The 15,468-nt window shown below is 66.1% G+C and carries 14 protein-coding genes and 2 tRNA genes; 6 read left to right on the forward strand and 10 right to left on the reverse strand.

The window, feature by feature from the left end; all coding sequences use genetic code 11:
* Positions 1-14: 14 nt before the first annotated feature.
* The 6 genes from A8M77_RS09115 to A8M77_RS09140 form a co-directional block, all read right to left on the reverse strand.
* Positions 15-890, reverse strand: a complete 876-nt coding sequence (locus tag A8M77_RS09115; RefSeq protein WP_086921238.1) for a ferritin-like domain-containing protein — start codon at positions 888-890, stop codon at positions 15-17.
* 213 nt (positions 891-1,103) lie between these two features.
* Positions 1,104-2,363, reverse strand: a complete 1,260-nt coding sequence (locus tag A8M77_RS09120; protein ID WP_086921239.1) for a sensor histidine kinase — start codon at positions 2,361-2,363, stop codon at positions 1,104-1,106.
* On the reverse strand, positions 2,360-3,910 hold the full coding sequence (locus A8M77_RS09125) for an ATPase domain-containing protein (protein ID WP_158100900.1): 1,551 nt from the start codon (positions 3,908-3,910) through the stop codon (positions 2,360-2,362). Before A8M77_RS09125 ends, A8M77_RS09120 begins: the two co-directional genes overlap by 4 nt.
* A 640-nt stretch (positions 3,911-4,550) precedes the next feature.
* The gene (locus A8M77_RS09130) at positions 4,551-4,790 is read right to left on the reverse strand and encodes a hypothetical protein (protein WP_086921241.1); all 240 of its coding nucleotides are present in this window, start codon (positions 4,788-4,790) and stop codon (positions 4,551-4,553) included.
* A 2-nt stretch (positions 4,791-4,792) separates the two neighbouring features.
* Positions 4,793-5,113: a hypothetical protein gene (locus tag A8M77_RS09135; protein WP_086921242.1), complete on the reverse strand. Its 321-nt coding sequence runs from the start codon at positions 5,111-5,113 to the stop codon at positions 4,793-4,795.
* Positions 5,114-5,511: 398 nt separating this feature from the next.
* Positions 5,512-5,588 (reverse strand) — tRNA-Arg (locus tag A8M77_RS09140).
* Between the two features lie 125 nt (positions 5,589-5,713).
* Here A8M77_RS09140 and A8M77_RS09145 point away from each other — a divergent pair.
* Complete coding sequence (locus A8M77_RS09145) at positions 5,714-5,905, forward strand: hypothetical protein (RefSeq protein WP_086921243.1); 192 nt, start codon at positions 5,714-5,716, stop codon at positions 5,903-5,905.
* Positions 5,906-5,981: 76 nt separating this feature from the next.
* Complete coding sequence (locus A8M77_RS09150) at positions 5,982-6,200, forward strand: hypothetical protein (protein WP_086921244.1); 219 nt, start codon at positions 5,982-5,984, stop codon at positions 6,198-6,200.
* Positions 6,201-6,259: 59 nt separating this feature from the next.
* Here the strand turns inward: A8M77_RS09150 and A8M77_RS09155 are convergent.
* The 3 genes from A8M77_RS09155 to A8M77_RS09165 all read right to left on the reverse strand — a co-directional run bounded on the left by A8M77_RS09155 (position 6,260) and on the right by A8M77_RS09165 (position 8,861).
* Positions 6,260-6,336: transfer RNA gene (locus A8M77_RS09155), tRNA-Pro, on the reverse strand.
* 41 nt (positions 6,337-6,377) lie between these two features.
* Positions 6,378-7,082 (reverse strand): glutathione binding-like protein, encoded by a 705-nt coding sequence (locus A8M77_RS09160; protein WP_086921245.1) that lies wholly within the window; start codon positions 7,080-7,082, stop codon positions 6,378-6,380.
* A gap of 93 nt (positions 7,083-7,175) precedes the next feature.
* Entirely contained in the window at positions 7,176-8,861 is a 1,686-nt protein-coding gene (locus tag A8M77_RS09165; protein WP_086921246.1) for an FAD-dependent oxidoreductase, read from the reverse strand.
* 142 nt (positions 8,862-9,003) lie between these two features.
* Between A8M77_RS09165 and A8M77_RS09170 the strand changes: the two genes are divergently transcribed.
* The 3 genes from A8M77_RS09170 to A8M77_RS09180 all read left to right on the forward strand — a co-directional run bounded on the left by A8M77_RS09170 (position 9,004) and on the right by A8M77_RS09180 (position 12,602).
* Complete coding sequence (locus A8M77_RS09170; protein ID WP_086921247.1) at positions 9,004-9,882, forward strand: GNAT family N-acetyltransferase; 879 nt, start codon at positions 9,004-9,006, stop codon at positions 9,880-9,882.
* Positions 9,883-9,943: 61 nt separating this feature from the next.
* A complete protein-coding gene (gene ppk1 / locus A8M77_RS09175) occupies positions 9,944-12,133 on the forward strand; it encodes a polyphosphate kinase 1 (protein WP_086921248.1) in 2,190 nt (729 codons plus the stop codon).
* Positions 12,134-12,140: 7 nt separating this feature from the next.
* A complete protein-coding gene (locus tag A8M77_RS09180; protein ID WP_086921249.1) occupies positions 12,141-12,602 on the forward strand; it encodes a SixA phosphatase family protein in 462 nt (153 codons plus the stop codon).
* 48 nt (positions 12,603-12,650) lie between these two features.
* Here A8M77_RS09180 and A8M77_RS09185 read toward each other — a convergent pair whose 3' ends face one another.
* Complete coding sequence (locus A8M77_RS09185) at positions 12,651-14,168, reverse strand: Ppx/GppA phosphatase family protein (protein WP_086921377.1); 1,518 nt, start codon at positions 14,166-14,168, stop codon at positions 12,651-12,653.
* 257 nt (positions 14,169-14,425) lie between these two features.
* On the opposite strand from A8M77_RS09185, the gene pstS reads away from it, so the two are divergent.
* Positions 14,426-15,463, forward strand: a complete 1,038-nt coding sequence (pstS, locus tag A8M77_RS09190; RefSeq protein ID WP_086921250.1) for a phosphate ABC transporter substrate-binding protein PstS — start codon at positions 14,426-14,428, stop codon at positions 15,461-15,463.
* Positions 15,464-15,468: the final 5 nt, after the last annotated feature.

Genomic DNA, 15,468 nt, shown 5'->3' on the forward strand with positions numbered 1-15,468 from the left:
ACCACCTCTGCAACTCAACAATCGCGAGTGAGCGCCTCATTGCGCAAGTCACGGATCTGATCGTGGTTGCGTTGAGCGCTGTGCGCCAGGCGTTCAATGAAGCTGCGCACCTCGGGCGGCAGATTCTGCGCCAGCGCCTTGCGGCAACGCGCTATCGCCGCATCCTCACCGCGTTCGCACTCCTCGAGCATCGCCAGGTCGCTGGCCGCACCAACAGCGCCCTTGATGTGGACCCAGCCACGATGCACGGCCCCGCTGGTCGTCCCGTCTTCGACGGGCGTGCCACCGAAGCGCCAGATCAGCTGGACCAGATGGTCGGCGGCCTGGTGGCAATTCTCTGCGCGGTGATAGAAAAGCCGCTGAAGACGCGGTGTGGCCGCCTCGTCCGCGCAGGCCTGAAAACCGAACTCCCCGTCCCGCGCGGTTTCGAGCAGCTCATTGAGCACCTCCACCACCTGCTCGTCGTCCAGCAACTCTGCTTTGTCGTCCGTGCTCTTGTCTGGATCACCGGTACGGAAGTAGGTGTTTTCCGCACGATCCCAAGCTGCGCGCGCGGCCGGCCTGGCCTGATCCCATTGAAGACTGGAGCTGCCACGCCGGGCATTCCATTGCTGCGCCAAGGCCGGTTCGATGCTGTCGAAGTGGTCTTTGAGTATCGCGCGGCTGGACCATCCCAGTTCGTACGCGGGGCGATAGTCGTCGTAGCGGCGACCTGCCTCGCAGTAGGGCTCGCCGGCGTAGTGCTCTCGCCAATAAGCGTCCTCGACAGCCGGGTTGATGTCTACCGCTGCTCCGTCGGCGCCGGGGCCCGTGCCGAGGGCAGAGGCACCCGAGGCTTTCGTCCCAGGGGCAGGATTCGTATCGGCGGAAGGATGTGTTTCCTTGGTCATGATGCGGCTCCTGGATGACGCCATCCAAAGCGTCAGTCTTGGAACTAGAAAGAAGAACCCTCTTCGGCCCGTATCGTGGTGCGCGGCTCGACGTTGATCGTCGTCAACGTATGACGACCGTTGTAAGGGTTCTTCGCGCCGGCCTTGCCGAGGACCGGAGGGGGTCGAGGCTCTTCTGGTGCGGAACCGGCACCGAGGCACATCTCCCACCGACTATCCGGCTGCGTCGTGGGCGGGCTGCGAAGCCGCAGGCAGCGTGACAAGGAATGTCGCCCCGGCGTCGCGGCCGGCGCTTTCCACCCGGATCGATCCGCCGTGGCGTTCGACGATGTGGCGGGCGATGGACAGGCCGAGTCCGAGTCCTTGCGAATTGGCCTTCAGCTGCTTCGTGAATGGGTTGAAAACGTGGGGGAGCAGCGCCGCTTCGATACCGCTGCCCGTATCCGTCACCGAGACAACGTACATCTGCCCCTCGCGCTGCAGCTGCAGAGCAATCTGTCCGGACGCCGGGGTGAACTTGACTGCATTGGACAGAAGATTCCAGAACACCTGCTGAAGACGGTGGGCATCCGCGATCATGGGCAATTGGCCGACTTCATCCAGCTCCGGCATCACGACCGAAATCTGCTTGGCCTCGGCATGCGGCACCACGGCAGACACTGCGGCCTTGAGGATGTCGCGAAGCGACGCAGTTTGCATGTCGATGCGCAACTGTCCTGTGCGGGTTCGCGCCGCCTCGATCAGATCTTCGACCAGCCGCGCCTCGGTCTTCACGTGGTGCTTCATGTTGACCAGAGAGGCTCTGATGGCCTCCGGATCGGCGAGCGCACCACGCAGCAGGAGTTCGATTCGCGTCCCGAGCACGGACAGCGGCGTTCGAAGTTCGTGTGATACCCCGGCAAGAAACACCTCGCGCAGCCGATCCAGATCCTGGAGACGCTCGACCGCCTCGGTGTGACGGACCGTGGACTCAATCATCGTCTCGAGCAGTTCGGTGTACACGGTCATGCGCGCCTCAGGGACGGGCGACTCCAGCCGCACCTCGGCCCAAAGCCGTGCACCGTCGACCCCGAGCTGGCGCGCAATGCGCTCGCATCCCAGCGGCGTTCCGAAACCAGAGAACGCCCAGCCGTAGACGATCGCCCCGCGCACCTGGCCGCCGATCAGCAATGGGACCGCCTGCAGCCGCAGTTCGTCGCACACGCTGGCGTGCTCGGGTGCACGTGTTTCGCGGACCTGCGCGGCCAGATCCCGCTCGATCCTGTCGCCGAAGCGGCCTTCATTCCATATGCCCGAAGCCGCCAGCAGGCATGCAACCTTTGAAGAGGCAAACGGTCCGGCCTGTCTTTCGCAGTCTTCGTCGTAGGCGCAGACGCACAGACCCGTCGCCGCCGCGAAGCGCAACAACGCGCGACGCCAGCCTTCCCAGTCCAACCCCGTCGGACGGTTCTTGGCGTCGGCGCTGTCGTTCACGAGGCCGTCTCGGGAGGCAGTTCCGGCGAGTCCGGCAATGCTTTGCCATGCGCGACAGCGTCCTCGATCACCGGGCTCTTGCGCGACGGTGAGCGGGCCAGCAGCCCGTAGTAGGAAGAGAAAGGCAGCTGCGGCACGGGGGCCGACTCCTCCCCGTCGACCACCGATTCGTCGAGCAAGGTAATGCCGCCTGCGCCGATCACGTACTCGCGCGTCGTCTGGATGTTCTTGCTGCCGCGCACCTTTGGCACCGCGATCGCGCGGCGCAGGCGCGTGGAGATCTCCACATAGCTCAGCAGGATGATGTTGTCGACCAGGTGCGACCCTTTGAGCTCCTGACTGATCTGGGAGACGCCCAGAAGTTCTGGACTCTCGTAGTTGAAGAACGCTGTCGCCAGCCGTCCCTTGACGAAATCCGCCAGCGCATAGAGAAAGTCGGAGGCTTGGTCGGGGCTCGCCATCTCGTACACGGCCACCGAGTCGAAGACGACGCAGTCGATGCCTTCCTTTTCCACCAGCTTGGCCACCCGATCGAAGTGCACGTCGAGTTCCAGCTCGAGGGGCGACTCGTAGTGGATGAAAAGCGAACCCTGGCGCACCAGGCTTTCGAGGTCGAAGCCCAGGCTCGCCGCGTTGCGGATCAGCTGTCTCGGATGCTCATCCAGGGTCACCAGCAGTGCACGCCGCCCGGCCTGCACCGCCGACGTCAGGAACTGAACCCCCAGAACGGTCTTGCCGGTGCCTGAGATGCCTGTGACCATGGTGATCGAGCCCTCGTACAACCCGCCATCCATAATCAGGTCCAGCGCGGCACAACCGACGGACACGCGTTCGCTCGACGTGGGCTGGTCCTCGTCGACCTTGGGGCGCGATTGGGCACGCCGGTACACAAGGATGCCCGCACCCGGCTCGATGCGCATCGAGTGACTGCCGCTGATGAAGTCCTGGCCGCGCGACTTAACCACGGCCAACGTCCTGTGCACCCGGCGGCGCACCTCGGTGCGGGTCAGAGAAATGATGGTGTCGAAGACGAAGCGTTCGTGCGCATGGGCTTCCAGCTTCGTTTCTGCGCGCTCCGCGGTGACGAGAGTCGTGACGCCAAGCCGCGTAAGTCCCTCGACGAGCAGGTGGACGTCCTCGCGGAAGGGCTTGTCGTTGGCCTCGGCATAGAGCCGCAGGGGCGTCAGTCCATCGATCATCAGCCTGCGCGCGCCGATGGCCGTCAACTCAGCAGTGAACGCCCCGTCCGATGAACGAAATTCGTTCAGCAGCACCGCCGGCGAGGTCTGGATGATCTTGACCTTGCGCTCATTGATGAGTCGCTGCAGATCCCAGCTGAACCCCTTGGCGTCGCGCAGCAGCTTCTCGGCATCGAGCTCGAAAGAGACGATCACGCAGGGCTCGTTGTAGTGGGCTGCACCCGCATGGATGAAAGCCAGGCCCAGGGTGGTTTTACCGGCCCCGGGTGCCCCTTCGACCAGGATGTTGTTGTTGCGCTGGATGCCTCCCAGAAACACCTCGTCCAGCCCCGGAATGCCGGTGCGCACAGGGTCTTGCCTCATCTCTGGTAGTCCTTTTGGATTGGCTGTCTTGGAAGCCGGACTTTACTCCGGGGCGCAAGCCTCATAGGCCTGCCCGCACATGAAAAGACATGATCGAAGGAGGGCTCGCGCACCTCGTCCTGCAGCGTCCTGCAGTGGAGGAGACGCTTCTCGAGCGCGCGGATCACGTTGCGCAAGCGCTCGCACTCGCGCTCCGGGAGACGATCCAGGCACGGGCGTGCGGGGCTTCGTTATAGGCGTGCGCGTGCAGGGCGGCCATGCCCCATCGGCTTTCGAACCAGAGCGCCAGGTACACCGCGCAGGGTGTGTTTCCGCTGGCCTGGTACCAATCTACTGAGATGGACCCGCCGCCTTCCCGTCGGAGAAACTAGCCGACCGATCAACCGTTGCTCGGAGGTTCATCCTGGAGATCGCCATCCTCGGCATCGACTTGGCCAAGAGCATCTTTCAACTGCACGGCGCTGGCCCGCACGGTCACACGCTGCACCGCCGCGCTATGCCCTCGCCCCCGGCCTGGATCCGGCTACGCGGAACGTCCAGCTCGACCGCGGCTGCTGACCATTTCCGGCGAGTGGACCCCTCCCAGCGGCGGCAGGGATCATTGCTGCGTGTGCCGTCACCGACTTCAATGAGCCGCGGCCGACTCAACCGTCGTCCAGACATCCACCTTGGCTTTGGCCAAGATGCGCAACCTGTCGCGCACCTGTCTGGAGCGGCTGCGGGCGCTCCCGAGAGAGATCCGGCCCTTGAATTCGTTCTTCGCGAAGAGGTCGGCGTGACCGAAGATGCGGTCGCCTTCCCTTTGCACTTTGATCGCGATGGAGACGTCGCGGTAAACGATCGGATCCGAGGAGGCGTGTTGCATATTCACCTCCATCCCGTCTCACGAGGCGTATTGACTTTCGCGTTCAGCATGGCTTTCCACCATGACCGCCGTGCAGGCTGCATGGGAGGCGCGTCTCCGGGGAAGGAAAACTTCGCCAGTTCTTCCCGGCCCTTTTCCGTGATCGCCAGGACCTGAGCCGCATCCGCCGTGCCCGACAGAGTCAGCGCATTTGAGGGTGCGGGCGTGAGCGCGATCACCAGACCCGCCGCGCGAAGAAGCTTGATCTTGTCGATCTCCGCAGGCGTGCGGAAAGTGGCCGGCAAAGGCGAGCCGGCGAGCTGTCTGAGCATGTCCATGGCCATTTTGGGATCCTCCTTTCACGATGACCAAAGAGAGCGGAAAGAGAAATAGCCGCTCCGAGCTTGCAAATCAAGAGCCGGAAACTGCCGGACAAAAATGTAGCGTTTTGTTGCCCACGCTTCATCCGACCCGGGGCGAGCGCAACTCGAGTCAGAGCAGTGATGGGAGACAGGGCGTTGACTAATTGCACTTCGGCGGCCGGAGAAGGCTTCTCCGGGCGTTGTCGCATGGGCGGGCTCCATCGCCCAGGATGAAACGTTTCTCTCGGCCATCACGGTCTACGAGCTCGAGGTGGGGGTGCAGCAGAAAGAGCGCGCTGACGCCGTGCAGGGAGCCGTCCTCTGCGCCTGGCTCACTGACCAGGTGCTCACCGAGTTTTTGGGGGCGGACCTCGCGGAGTTGGCCTGCCCGGAGGGAATCGAACCCCCGACATTCGGCTTAGAAGGCCGATGCTCTATCCAACTGAGCTACGGGCAGTGAGAAGGTGCGCGATTTTACGGTGTGCCCGCAGACAGTCGGCGCGCACCGACAACCTCAGAGGACTTTGCCCGAGGTGCGTGGGCCGCTGTGGGCGCGAAGGTGATGCCCATTTGGAGATCCGCATGAGCACAGACAGCCCACAACGCAAGGACGATGAGCCGGAAATCGGCTTCGAGGAATCGATTCCCCTGGATGGCCGGGACCCAGTGGGCGAGAAGATGATCGAAGACTTGGGGCGCGATGGGGAGCATCCCGGGAAAGTGCCGCCCTCGCCGCCGGCCGAGCCCATGCCGGAGCAACTGCCTGTCAGTTGAAGTCGAATCACGGCCGGCTTGAAGACCGGAGCGGCCGGGCGCATCATCCGCAATTCCTCTAGCACGGAGATGCCAGATGAGCACCAAGGCTGCGCGGCGTGAGTACCTGAAGGCGGTCGGCGAGTTTCAGCGGGCGTGCCGCGAGTTCTCGGTTGGAATGACGCGAGTTCTTGAACCACCGGAAAAGCCAGAACAGGATGAGGCGGGCTGGATCGTGCGTGCACTCGGGTCGAGCAATCCCCCGAAGCGTGCGCCGAGGGTGCGCGAAGCCGGCGTAGCCGAGAAGAAGGCCTGAGCGCCCCTGAAATGAGAATGCCGGCACGGACGCTGCGTCCATGCCGGCATTCGATTTGATGGTCGGGGCGAAAGGATTCGAACCTTCGACCCTCTGCTCCCAAAGCAGATGCGCTACCAGGCTGCGCTACACCCCGACGAGCCTAGGATTCTAGCCTGCGCCGCCGGCGCGCTCCGTTCAACGTCGCTCGTACTGCGTCTTGCCGAACAGCATCTCGCGCGCCTTGTCGTCGGTGATGGGCCGGCGCAGGTCGGCCAGCACCTTGACCCCGCGCTGCACCGCAGGCCGTGCCGCGATGCCCTCGAACCATTTCTTCAGGTACGGAAAGTCGCCGAGCACGATGCCCTGGCCTTCCCAGTTGCGCAGCCAGGGGAAGATCGCAATGTCGGCGATCGAGTAGCTGTCGCCGGCGATGAAGGCGTGGTTGGCAAGCTGCCTGTCGATCACGCCGTAGAGGCGGCGCGCTTCGTTGCTGTAGCGATCGATGGCGTAGGGAATCTTCTCGGGCGCGTAGAGGCGGAAGTGGTGCGTCTGGCCGAGCATGGGGCCGACGCCGCCCATCTGGAACATCAGCCACTGCAGCACCTCGTAGCGCGCGCGATCGCCCTCGGGGAGGAACTGGCCGGTCTTGCCGGCCAGGTAGACGAGGATGGCACCGGATTCGAAGAGCGAGATGGGCTTGCCGTCCGGCCCTTCGGGGTCGGTGATGGCGGGGATCTTGTTGTTGGGGCTGATCCTGAGGAAAGCAGGCTCGAACTGGTCGCCCTTGCCGATGTTGACCGGATGTGCACGGTAGGGCAGGCCGCATTCCTCCAGCATGATGTGGATCTTGTGGCCGTTGGGGGTGGGCCAGGAATAGACGTCGATAGGGGCTTGGGGCATGCGCGGTTTCCGGGGGTGAAGACGGCCGGCCAGCATAGCGGCCGGCGGAATTTCATGCAGGGCCCGGCCGGATGCCGGCGGCCGGAGCGGGGTTCAGGCCGTGACCGGTGCAGGCGCCAAGTGCTTGTGGATCAACGCCACCACTGCCGCACCTTCGCCGATCGCACCGCCCACGCGCTTGACCGAGCCAGAGCGCACGTCGCCCACTGCGAATACGCCCGCAACGCTGGTTTCCAGGGCCGCCGCCGGCCGGGCCGGGAAGCCGCCGCGCGCCGTCTCGCCGGTCAACACGAAGCCGTGCTTGTCGACCGCCACGCCGCAGCCCTGGAGCCAGTCGGTCTCGGGCACTGCGCCGATGAACAGGAAGATGTTGCGCGCATCACAGGTGTACTCGGCGCCGCTTTGGCGGTCGCGCCAGCTGGCGCCCTGCAGGCCGGCATCCGGCTCGCCGTGCAGGTGGATCAGTTCCGTGTAGGGGTGCAGTTCGATGTTGTCCGTGGCCTCGATGCGGTCGATCAGGTAGCGCGACATGGTGGCGGCCAGCGAGGGGCCGCGCACCAGCAGGTTGAGCTTGGACACATGCTGCGAGAGGAAGACCGCGGCCTGGCCGGCCGAGTTGCCGCCGCCGACCAATGCGATCTCCTGCTCGGCGCAGAGCTTGGCCTCCAGCGCCGAGGCCCAGTACCAGATGCCGCGGCCCTCGAATTCGGTCAGGCGCGGCACCTCGGGGCGGCGGTAGCGGGCGCCGCTGGCGATGACCACCGTGCGGGCGCGCAGGCGCCGCCCGTCCGTCAGGTGCACGGCCAGCTCGCCCTTGGCTTCGGCGTGGCTGCAGTCCATGGAGGCGGCCTGGGCCGGGATCATCATTTCGACACCGAACTTCTGCGCCTGCACGAAGGCCCGGCCGGCCAGGGCGCCGCCGGAGATGCCGGTCGGAAAGCCCAGGTAGTTCTCGATGCGTGCGCTGGCGCCCGCCTGCCCGCCGAAGGAGCGGCAGTCCAGCACGATCACGCGCAGCCCCTCGGACGCGGCATAGACGGCGGTCGCCAGGCCGGCGGGGCCGGCGCCTACCACCAGCACGTCGAACAGTTCGTCATGCTCGGCGGAGTCGACCATGCCGAGGCAGCGCGCCAGTGCGCTCTCGGTCGGGTCGGCCAGCACGGAGCCGTTGGGGCAGGTGACCAGCAGCTCGGCCTCGCCGTACTGCTCGAGCAGGGCGCGGGCGTCGGCGTCCCGGGTGGCATCGACCACCTGGTACGGATGGCCGTTGCGGCTCAGGAAGTTCTGCAGCCGCAGCAGGGCCACGGACTGCGGCGGGCCGATCAGCACGGGGCCGCTTTCGCCCGATTCGATCAGCGCCACCCGGCGCAGGATCATCGCGCGCATCAGGCGCTCGCCCAGGTCGGCCTCGGCGATGATCAGCGCGCGCAATTGCTCAGGCGGCACCAGCACTGCCTGCACCTCGTCCTCGGCATGGCCGTCGACCAGGGCAGGGCGGCCCGAGAGCTGCGCGATCTCCGCCAGGAACTGGCCCGGGCCCTGGCTTCGGATCGGGACGACGCGCCCGAGGCCATCGCGTTGGGTAATGGCCACATGGCCGTCCAGGACGAGGAACATCCCCGGGCCGGGCTCGCCGGCGCGGAACAGGCATTCGCCACGCGCATAGTGGCGCACGCTGCCGAAGCGCTTGACGCGCGCGACGTCGCAGGGGCTCAGGGCGGGAAACATCTGGTGGGTGCGGGTTTCCACTTCCACCGTGACGGGGGTTTCGGCTGTCATCTCAGGGCACTCCAGGGGGCTCAACGTCCGGCATTAGACGCCAAAGCCCCGGTCATGCGCACCCCGTCATGCAACTGCCATTGGATTGACACGCGTGTTTCACTGCGTGCTCACAGACTCCGTCGGCAGAAAGGGACACCGCATGAAAGAACTGCCCACGCCGACGTTTCCGTTCTCGCAACTGGGACTGCGCCACGCCCTGTGGCCGACCCCGGCCACAGCCCGCCGGGCGGAAGCCATCACCGTGCCGGAAGTGGCGCCTGCTGCCGCGCCCCAGGCCGTCGAGGCGGGACGCGGCGGCATCAGCGTGAACTGGGCCCGCCACCAGGACGAGGTGCGTGCGGCGCAGCGCCTGCGCTACGAGGTGTTCGCCGGCGAGATGGGTGCGCGCCTGAGCACGCCGTTGGAAGGTCACGACGTCGATCTGTTCGACGATTTCTGCGAGCACCTGCTGGTGCGTGACGAGGTCACCCGTCAGGTGATAGGCACCTACCGCGTGCTGACGCCGGCCCAGGCCCGGCGCGTGGGCAGTACTTACAGTGACACCGAGTTCGACCTCACCCGCCTGCGCGACCTGCGCGAGCGCATGGTGGAGTTGGGGCGTAGCTGCGTCCACGCCGAGCACCGCCAAGGCGGCGTCATCCTCGCGCTCTGGGGCGCGCTCGCCGCCTTCATGAACCGCAACCGGCTGGACACCATGATCGGCTGCGCCAGCATCCCGATGTGGCACAACGGCGTGACCAGCGGCGACGCGGCCGCCAGCATCTGGCGCCAGCTCTCGGCCACTCACATGGCGCCGATCCAATACCAGGTGCAGCCGCGGCTGCCGCTGCCGGTGCACCGGCTGAATGACCAGTTGGACATCGAGCCACCCGCGTTGATCAAGGGCTACCTGCGGCTGGGCGCCAAGGTGCTGGGGCCGCCGGCCTGGGATCCGGACTTCAACACGGCCGATCTGCCGATGCTGATGCGCATCGACGACCTGCCGGCCCGTTATCGCAAGCATTTCCTGGGCGATTGACAGCCCGGGGAGCTCGTCACACAGTTGTCATGGAAGTGTCACGAAGTCATTCGACACTGTCATGTTCTCGCATGCGATCATTCCTGTGCCGGTTGTTCCAGATAATTTCGCCTCTCCACCTGCCATCGACGACAGTGCGCCTGTTGCCGCTGCGCCTTCGCTGACCCTGCTCGATCGCGACCACAGCATCCTGGCTTTCAATGAGCGGGTGCTCGATTGGGCGTACCGGCCCGAGGTGCCGCTGATCGAGCGGTTGCGCTACCTCTGCATCGTGTCGTCCAACCTCGACGAGTTCTTCGAGGTCCGCGCCGCGCCGCACCTGGCTGCCCATACCGCGGGCGACCGCAAGGGCAACTACACCGTCGATTCCTTCAATCGCCTGTCCGAAGCGGCCCATGCCCTGGTGGGGCGGCAGTACGCGCTCTACAACGACGAGCTGATGCCCACCTTCGCGAAGGAGGGCATCCGCGTCGTTTCGCACGGCGAGCGCAATCTGGCGCAGCGCAAGTGGGTCAGCGAGTACTACGAGCGCGAGGTCCGGCCGCTGCTCATCCCGGTCGGGTTGGACCCGGCGCATCCCTTCCCGCAGGTCGCCAACAAGTCGCTCAACTTCATCGTGCGCCTGTCCGGCAAGGATGCCTTCGGCCGCGAGAACCCGATCGCGATCGTCAAGGTCCCGCGGGTGCTGCCGCGCATGGTCCCGATGCCGGCCAAGGTGTCGGGCGGCAAGAAGCTGTTCGTCGCGCTGTCGAGCATCGTGCGGGCCCACCTGCAAAGCATGTTCCCGGGCCGGGAGGTGGGCGAGTTCTCGCAGTTCCGCGTGACGCGCCATTCCGACCTGGCGGTGGACGAGGAAGACGTCAAGAACCTGCGCACCGCCCTGCGTCAGGGCCTGCAGCATCGCCACTTCGGGCAGGCCGTGCGTCTGGAGGTCTCGGCCAGCTGCGCCGAGTCGCTGGCGAGCTTCCTGCTTGCGCAATTCGACCTGCCGCCGCAGGCGCTCTACCGCGTGCATGGCCCGGTCAACCTGGCGCGCCTGACGCAGCTGATCGACCTGCTGGAGGACCCGCAGCTGCGGTTCGGGCCTTACCAAGCCTCGTATCCGGTGTCGTTGTCGCCGGGGCAATCCTTCTTCGAGCGGCTGCAGGCCGGCGATGCGCTGATCCATCAACCCTTCGAGAGCTTCGAGGGCGTGCTCGCCTTCCTGCGAGAGGCAGTGCAGGATCCGCAGGTGCTGGCGATCAAGCAGACCATCTACCGCACCGGCGCCGATTCCGAGCTCATGGAGTTGCTGCGCGAGGCGGTTCGCCGCGGCAAGGAAGTCACGGTGGTGGTGGAGCTCAAGGCGCGCTTCGACGAAGAGGCCAACATCAACTGGGCCGAGATGCTGGAGTCGATTGGCGCCCAGGTGGTCTATGGCGTGGTGGGCCTCAAGACGCACGCCAAGATGCTGCTGGTGACCCGGCGCGAGGGCAAGCAGATGCGGCGCTACGGCCACCTGTCCACCGGCAACTACAACCCGCGCACCGCCAGGCTCTACACCGACATCAGCCATCTGACCGCCGATCCGCAGCTGACGGCCGACATGGAGGCGGTGTTCGTGCACATGGCCAGCCAGAGTCGCCTGCCCAAACTCAACCGCATGTGGGTCGCGCCCTTCGACCTGCACCGTAACCTGATCGCGCGCATCGACGCGCTCGGGGCCGCCGCTGCGCGCGGCGTGGCCACGCGCATCGTCGCCAAGATGAATGCGCTGACCGACGAGGCGCTGATCACCTCCGTGGTGGCGGCGGGCCGCAAGGGCGTGAAGATCGACCTGATCGTGAGGGGGGCCTGCACCCTGCCGGCCCAGGTGCCGGGGTTGACCGACAACATCCGCGTGCGTTCGGTGATCGGCCGTTTCCTCGAGCATTCGCGGGTCTTCTATTTCCGCGAAGGCGAGGATGAGGCGCTCTACCTGTCGAGCGCCGACTGGATGAACCGCAACATGCTGCGCCGGATCGAGCTGGCCTGGCCGGTGACCGACCCGGTGCTGCGCCAGCGCCTGATCGACGAATGCCTGGTGGCCTATCTGCACGATGGCCGCGACGCCTGGGACCTGGGCTCCGATGGGGCCTACCGCCGCGTCGACCATGACACGCACCAGGGCGAGGAGGGCGCGCCGCGTGCCGTCCAGGCGCATGGTGCGCAGACCGCACTGATGGTGCGCTATTCGTCGCGTGGCCGTGCCCGCGCCGCCACCCGGGGATGAGGATCACATGGACCTGATCTTCTGGCGCCACGCCGAGGCCGATGACTGGACCGAGGGCTGCGACGACATGCAGCGTTCGCTGACCCCGCGCGGCGAGAAACAGGCCAAGCGCATGGCGGCCTGGCTGGACCGGCAACTGCCGGAAGGCACGCGCGTCGTTTGCAGCCCGGCGCGGCGCTGCGAACAGACCGTGCTCGCGCTGGGCCGCAAGTACAAGCTGCGCAGCGAACTCGCACCCGACACCACGGCCGACGCGCTCCTGGCTGCGGCCGGGTGGCCCAACGGCAAGTCAGTGGTGCTGCTGGTGGGACACCAACCCTCGCTGGGACAGGCGATCTCGCTGCTGCTGGGGCTCAAGCAGGAAAGTTGCCCGGTGCGCAAGGGCGCGGTCTGGTGGATCCGCACGCGCGAGCGCGACGGCGACACGCAGACCGTCGTGGTGACGGTGCAGTCGCCCGAGCTGCTGTAAGTACCGTCGGAAGCCGGCGGCCACTGCCCGCCGCCCGGTGCGTCCCGGTCAGCAGCCTTCGAGCTGGAGCCGCCAGGACGTCTTCTGCCAGGCCAGCACCTCCTCGCGCAGCAGATGGGCTGATTGCGGATAGAGCTCCGCCCAGCCGCGGCGGCAACTGAGGACGAAGAAGCGGCTGTCGGTCCGGGCGAGACGCAGGCCTTCCAGGTCCGGGTCGCGCCGGGCGTGGCACAGGATCACGGCCAGGCGCAACGCGAGCAACTGCGGCACGAAGGTGTCGTCGTCCAATGTGGCTTCCAACTTGCGCAGCTTGCCCCGGTGGCCCAGCACCAGCTGACTGAGCCAGTGCATCTCGTTCACTGCGAAGCCCGGTGCGTCGGTGTTGTCCAGGATGTAGGCGCCGTGCTTGTGGTAGTCGCTGTGTGAGATGTGGGTCCCGATCTCGTGCAGCTGGGCGGCCCAGCCGATCTTCCGGAGGTTGCGTCCGGCCCGGCTGGTGGTGGCGGCGCCGCGCGAGGCCGGCTCCAGTTGCTGGAACAGGGCTGCAGCCGTATCGCCCACACGTCGTACCTGGGCGGTGTCCGCGGCGAAGCGGCTGGCCAGCCGCGCCACCGTGCTGGTGCGCAGATCGGCTACGCCTTCGTCGCGCTCCAGCAATTCATAGAGCACGCCGTGGCGCAGCGCACCCTGGGCGACGCGCATTTCCTCGATCTCCAGCAGGTCGAACACGGCCCGCAGCACGCTCACACCGCCGCCGATCACGGCCTTGCGGTCTTCCCGCATGCCTTCGATGCGCAAGCGGTCGGTGCTGCCGGCCTTCAGCAGCCGTTCCACCAGCCAGTCCAGCCCCTCGCGGGTGATCAGGCCTGGCTTGCCGCCGGCGGCGGCAAGCACGTCGCCGACCGCGCCGATGGTGCCGGAGGCGCCGTAGGCCACGTCCCAGCGGTCGGGCACGTAGGAGGCGAGGGCGTCGTCGAGCACCGCCTTGGCCGCAATCTCGGCCGCCCGGAAGGCGGCGGTGGTGAACAGACCCTCGGGAAAATGCTTCATCGACCAGGCGACGCTGCCGACCCGGTAGGACTCCGTTACCTGCGCTTCCATGCCCTGGCCGATGATCATCTCGGTCGAGCGCCCGCCGATGTCCACCACCAGGCGGCGCTCCTCGTTCGAGGCGTCGGTGTGGGGCAGCATGTGGGCCACGCCCTGATAGATCAGGCGCGCTTCCTCGCGGCCGGGGATGACGTCGATGCCGAAGCCCAGGATGGTGCGCGCACGCAACAGGAATTCGTCCCGGTTGCGGGCTTCGCGCAGGGTCTGGGTGGCCACTGCGCGGACCTGAGAGCGTTTGAAACCCGCCAACCGCTCGCCGAAGCGGGCCAGGGCGTCCCAGCCGCGCTGCATGGCCTCGGGCGTGAGATTGCGGGCGGCGTCGAGGCCGTTGCCCTGGCGGACGGTTTCCTTCAGATATTCGGCGCGGTGGATCTGGCCATGGTCGACCCGGCCGATCTCGAGCCTGAAGCTGTTCGAGCCGAGATCGACCGCGGCAAGGCGGGTTCCGTTTTGCATGTTGAGATGGGAGAGGCCGGTGCCCCGATCGTAGCCGCTCGGGCGGCCAAGGCAGGGCAGGCGGGAGCCGCGCAACAAGGGGGCTTCCGAGGCTAGGTGGCGAACATGACGTTTGTGTGACAGCGTCATACAATCCAGCGCCCCCGAAGCCGGATTTCCCTCTGGCGAACGGTGTCACACCGATGTCACACAAGCTTCCTAGAGTCGCTGCCAAGTCCCCGGCAAGGGGTTCTTTGCACATCCCAGAAGGAAGCTTCATGAAGACGACGTTCAAGTTTGCAGCCGCCGGCCTGTTTGCCGCGGCCCTGGCCCAAGTCCCCGCGCTCGCGCAGGACGCCACAGGTGCCGGCGCAAGCTTCCCGGCTCCGCTGTATTCGAAGTGGGCCGCCGACTTCAACAAGGCCACCGGCGCCAAGATCAACTACCAGTCCGTCGGCTCGGGCGCCGGCATCAAGCAGATCGATGCCAAGACCGTCGATTTCGGCGCCTCCGACATGCCCCTGACCGACGAGGAACTCAAGGCCAAGGGCCTGCTTCAGTTCCCCACCGTCATCGGCGGCGTGATTCCGGTGGTCAACATTCAGGGCATCAAGCCCGGTGAGCTCAAGCTCAACGGGCAGGTGCTGGGCGACATCTACCTCGGCAAGATCACCAAGTGGAACGATCCGGCGATCAAGGCGATCAACGGCTCGCTCAACCTGCCTGATGCGGCCATCGCCCCGGTCCGCCGCGCCGACGGTTCGGGCACGACCTTCCTGTTCACCAACTACCTGAGCAAGGCCAACCCCGACTGGAAGGCGAAGGTGGGCGACGGCACGGCGGTCAACTGGCCCACCGGCGCAGGCGGCAAGGGCAACGAGGGCGTGGCCCAGTTCGTGAGCAAGCTGCCCAACTCGATCGGCTACGTCGAGTACGCCTACGTCAAGCAGAACAAGATGACGTACGCCCAGATGCAGAACGCGGCCGGCAGCTTCGTCAATCCGGACGACGACGCCTTCAAGGCCGCCGCGGCCGGTGCCGACTGGTCCAAGACCTTCTACCAGGTGCTGACCAACCAGCCCGGCAAGGACTCGTGGCCCATCACCGGTGCCACCTTCATCCTGATGCACAAGACCCAGGACAAGCCGGCCCAGGCCACCACCACGCTCAAGTTCTTCGACTGGGCCTACAAGAACGGCGACAAGACTGCCGGTGATCTGGACTACGTGCCGATGCCCGAGAAGGTGAAGGGCGCCATCAGCACCGCCTGGGGCGAGATCAAGGACGCGTCGGGCAAGCCCGTCGCCTACAAGTAATAGCG

Origin of the sequence: Variovorax sp. JS1663 (assembly GCF_002157355.1) — a bacterium.
Lineage (GTDB): Bacteria > Pseudomonadota > Gammaproteobacteria > Burkholderiales > Burkholderiaceae_C > Variovorax.

Excerpts from the sequence above, each read along its gene's own strand:
- A8M77_RS09115 (WP_086921238.1), bottom strand. The coding sequence starts at position 890 with ATGACCAAGGAAACACATCCTTCCGCCGATACGAATCCTGCCCCTGGG.
- A8M77_RS09130 (WP_086921241.1), bottom strand. The coding sequence starts at position 4,790 with ATGCAACACGCCTCCTCGGATCCGATCGTTTACCGCGACGTCTCCATC.
- A8M77_RS09135 (WP_086921242.1), bottom strand. The coding sequence starts at position 5,113 with ATGGCCATGGACATGCTCAGACAGCTCGCCGGCTCGCCTTTGCCGGCC.
- A8M77_RS09145 (WP_086921243.1), top strand. The coding sequence starts at position 5,714 with ATGAGCACAGACAGCCCACAACGCAAGGACGATGAGCCGGAAATCGGC.
- A8M77_RS09150 (WP_086921244.1), top strand. The coding sequence starts at position 5,982 with ATGAGCACCAAGGCTGCGCGGCGTGAGTACCTGAAGGCGGTCGGCGAG.
- A8M77_RS09160 (WP_086921245.1), bottom strand. The coding sequence starts at position 7,082 with ATGCCCCAAGCCCCTATCGACGTCTATTCCTGGCCCACCCCCAACGGC.
- A8M77_RS09165 (WP_086921246.1), bottom strand. The coding sequence starts at position 8,861 with ATGACAGCCGAAACCCCCGTCACGGTGGAAGTGGAAACCCGCACCCAC.
- A8M77_RS09170 (WP_086921247.1), top strand. The coding sequence starts at position 9,004 with ATGAAAGAACTGCCCACGCCGACGTTTCCGTTCTCGCAACTGGGACTG.
- ppk1 (WP_086921248.1), top strand. The coding sequence starts at position 9,944 with ATGTTCTCGCATGCGATCATTCCTGTGCCGGTTGTTCCAGATAATTTC.
- A8M77_RS09180 (WP_086921249.1), top strand. The coding sequence starts at position 12,141 with ATGGACCTGATCTTCTGGCGCCACGCCGAGGCCGATGACTGGACCGAG.
- A8M77_RS09185 (WP_086921377.1), bottom strand. The coding sequence starts at position 14,168 with ATGCAAAACGGAACCCGCCTTGCCGCGGTCGATCTCGGCTCGAACAGC.
- pstS (WP_086921250.1), top strand. The coding sequence starts at position 14,426 with ATGAAGACGACGTTCAAGTTTGCAGCCGCCGGCCTGTTTGCCGCGGCC.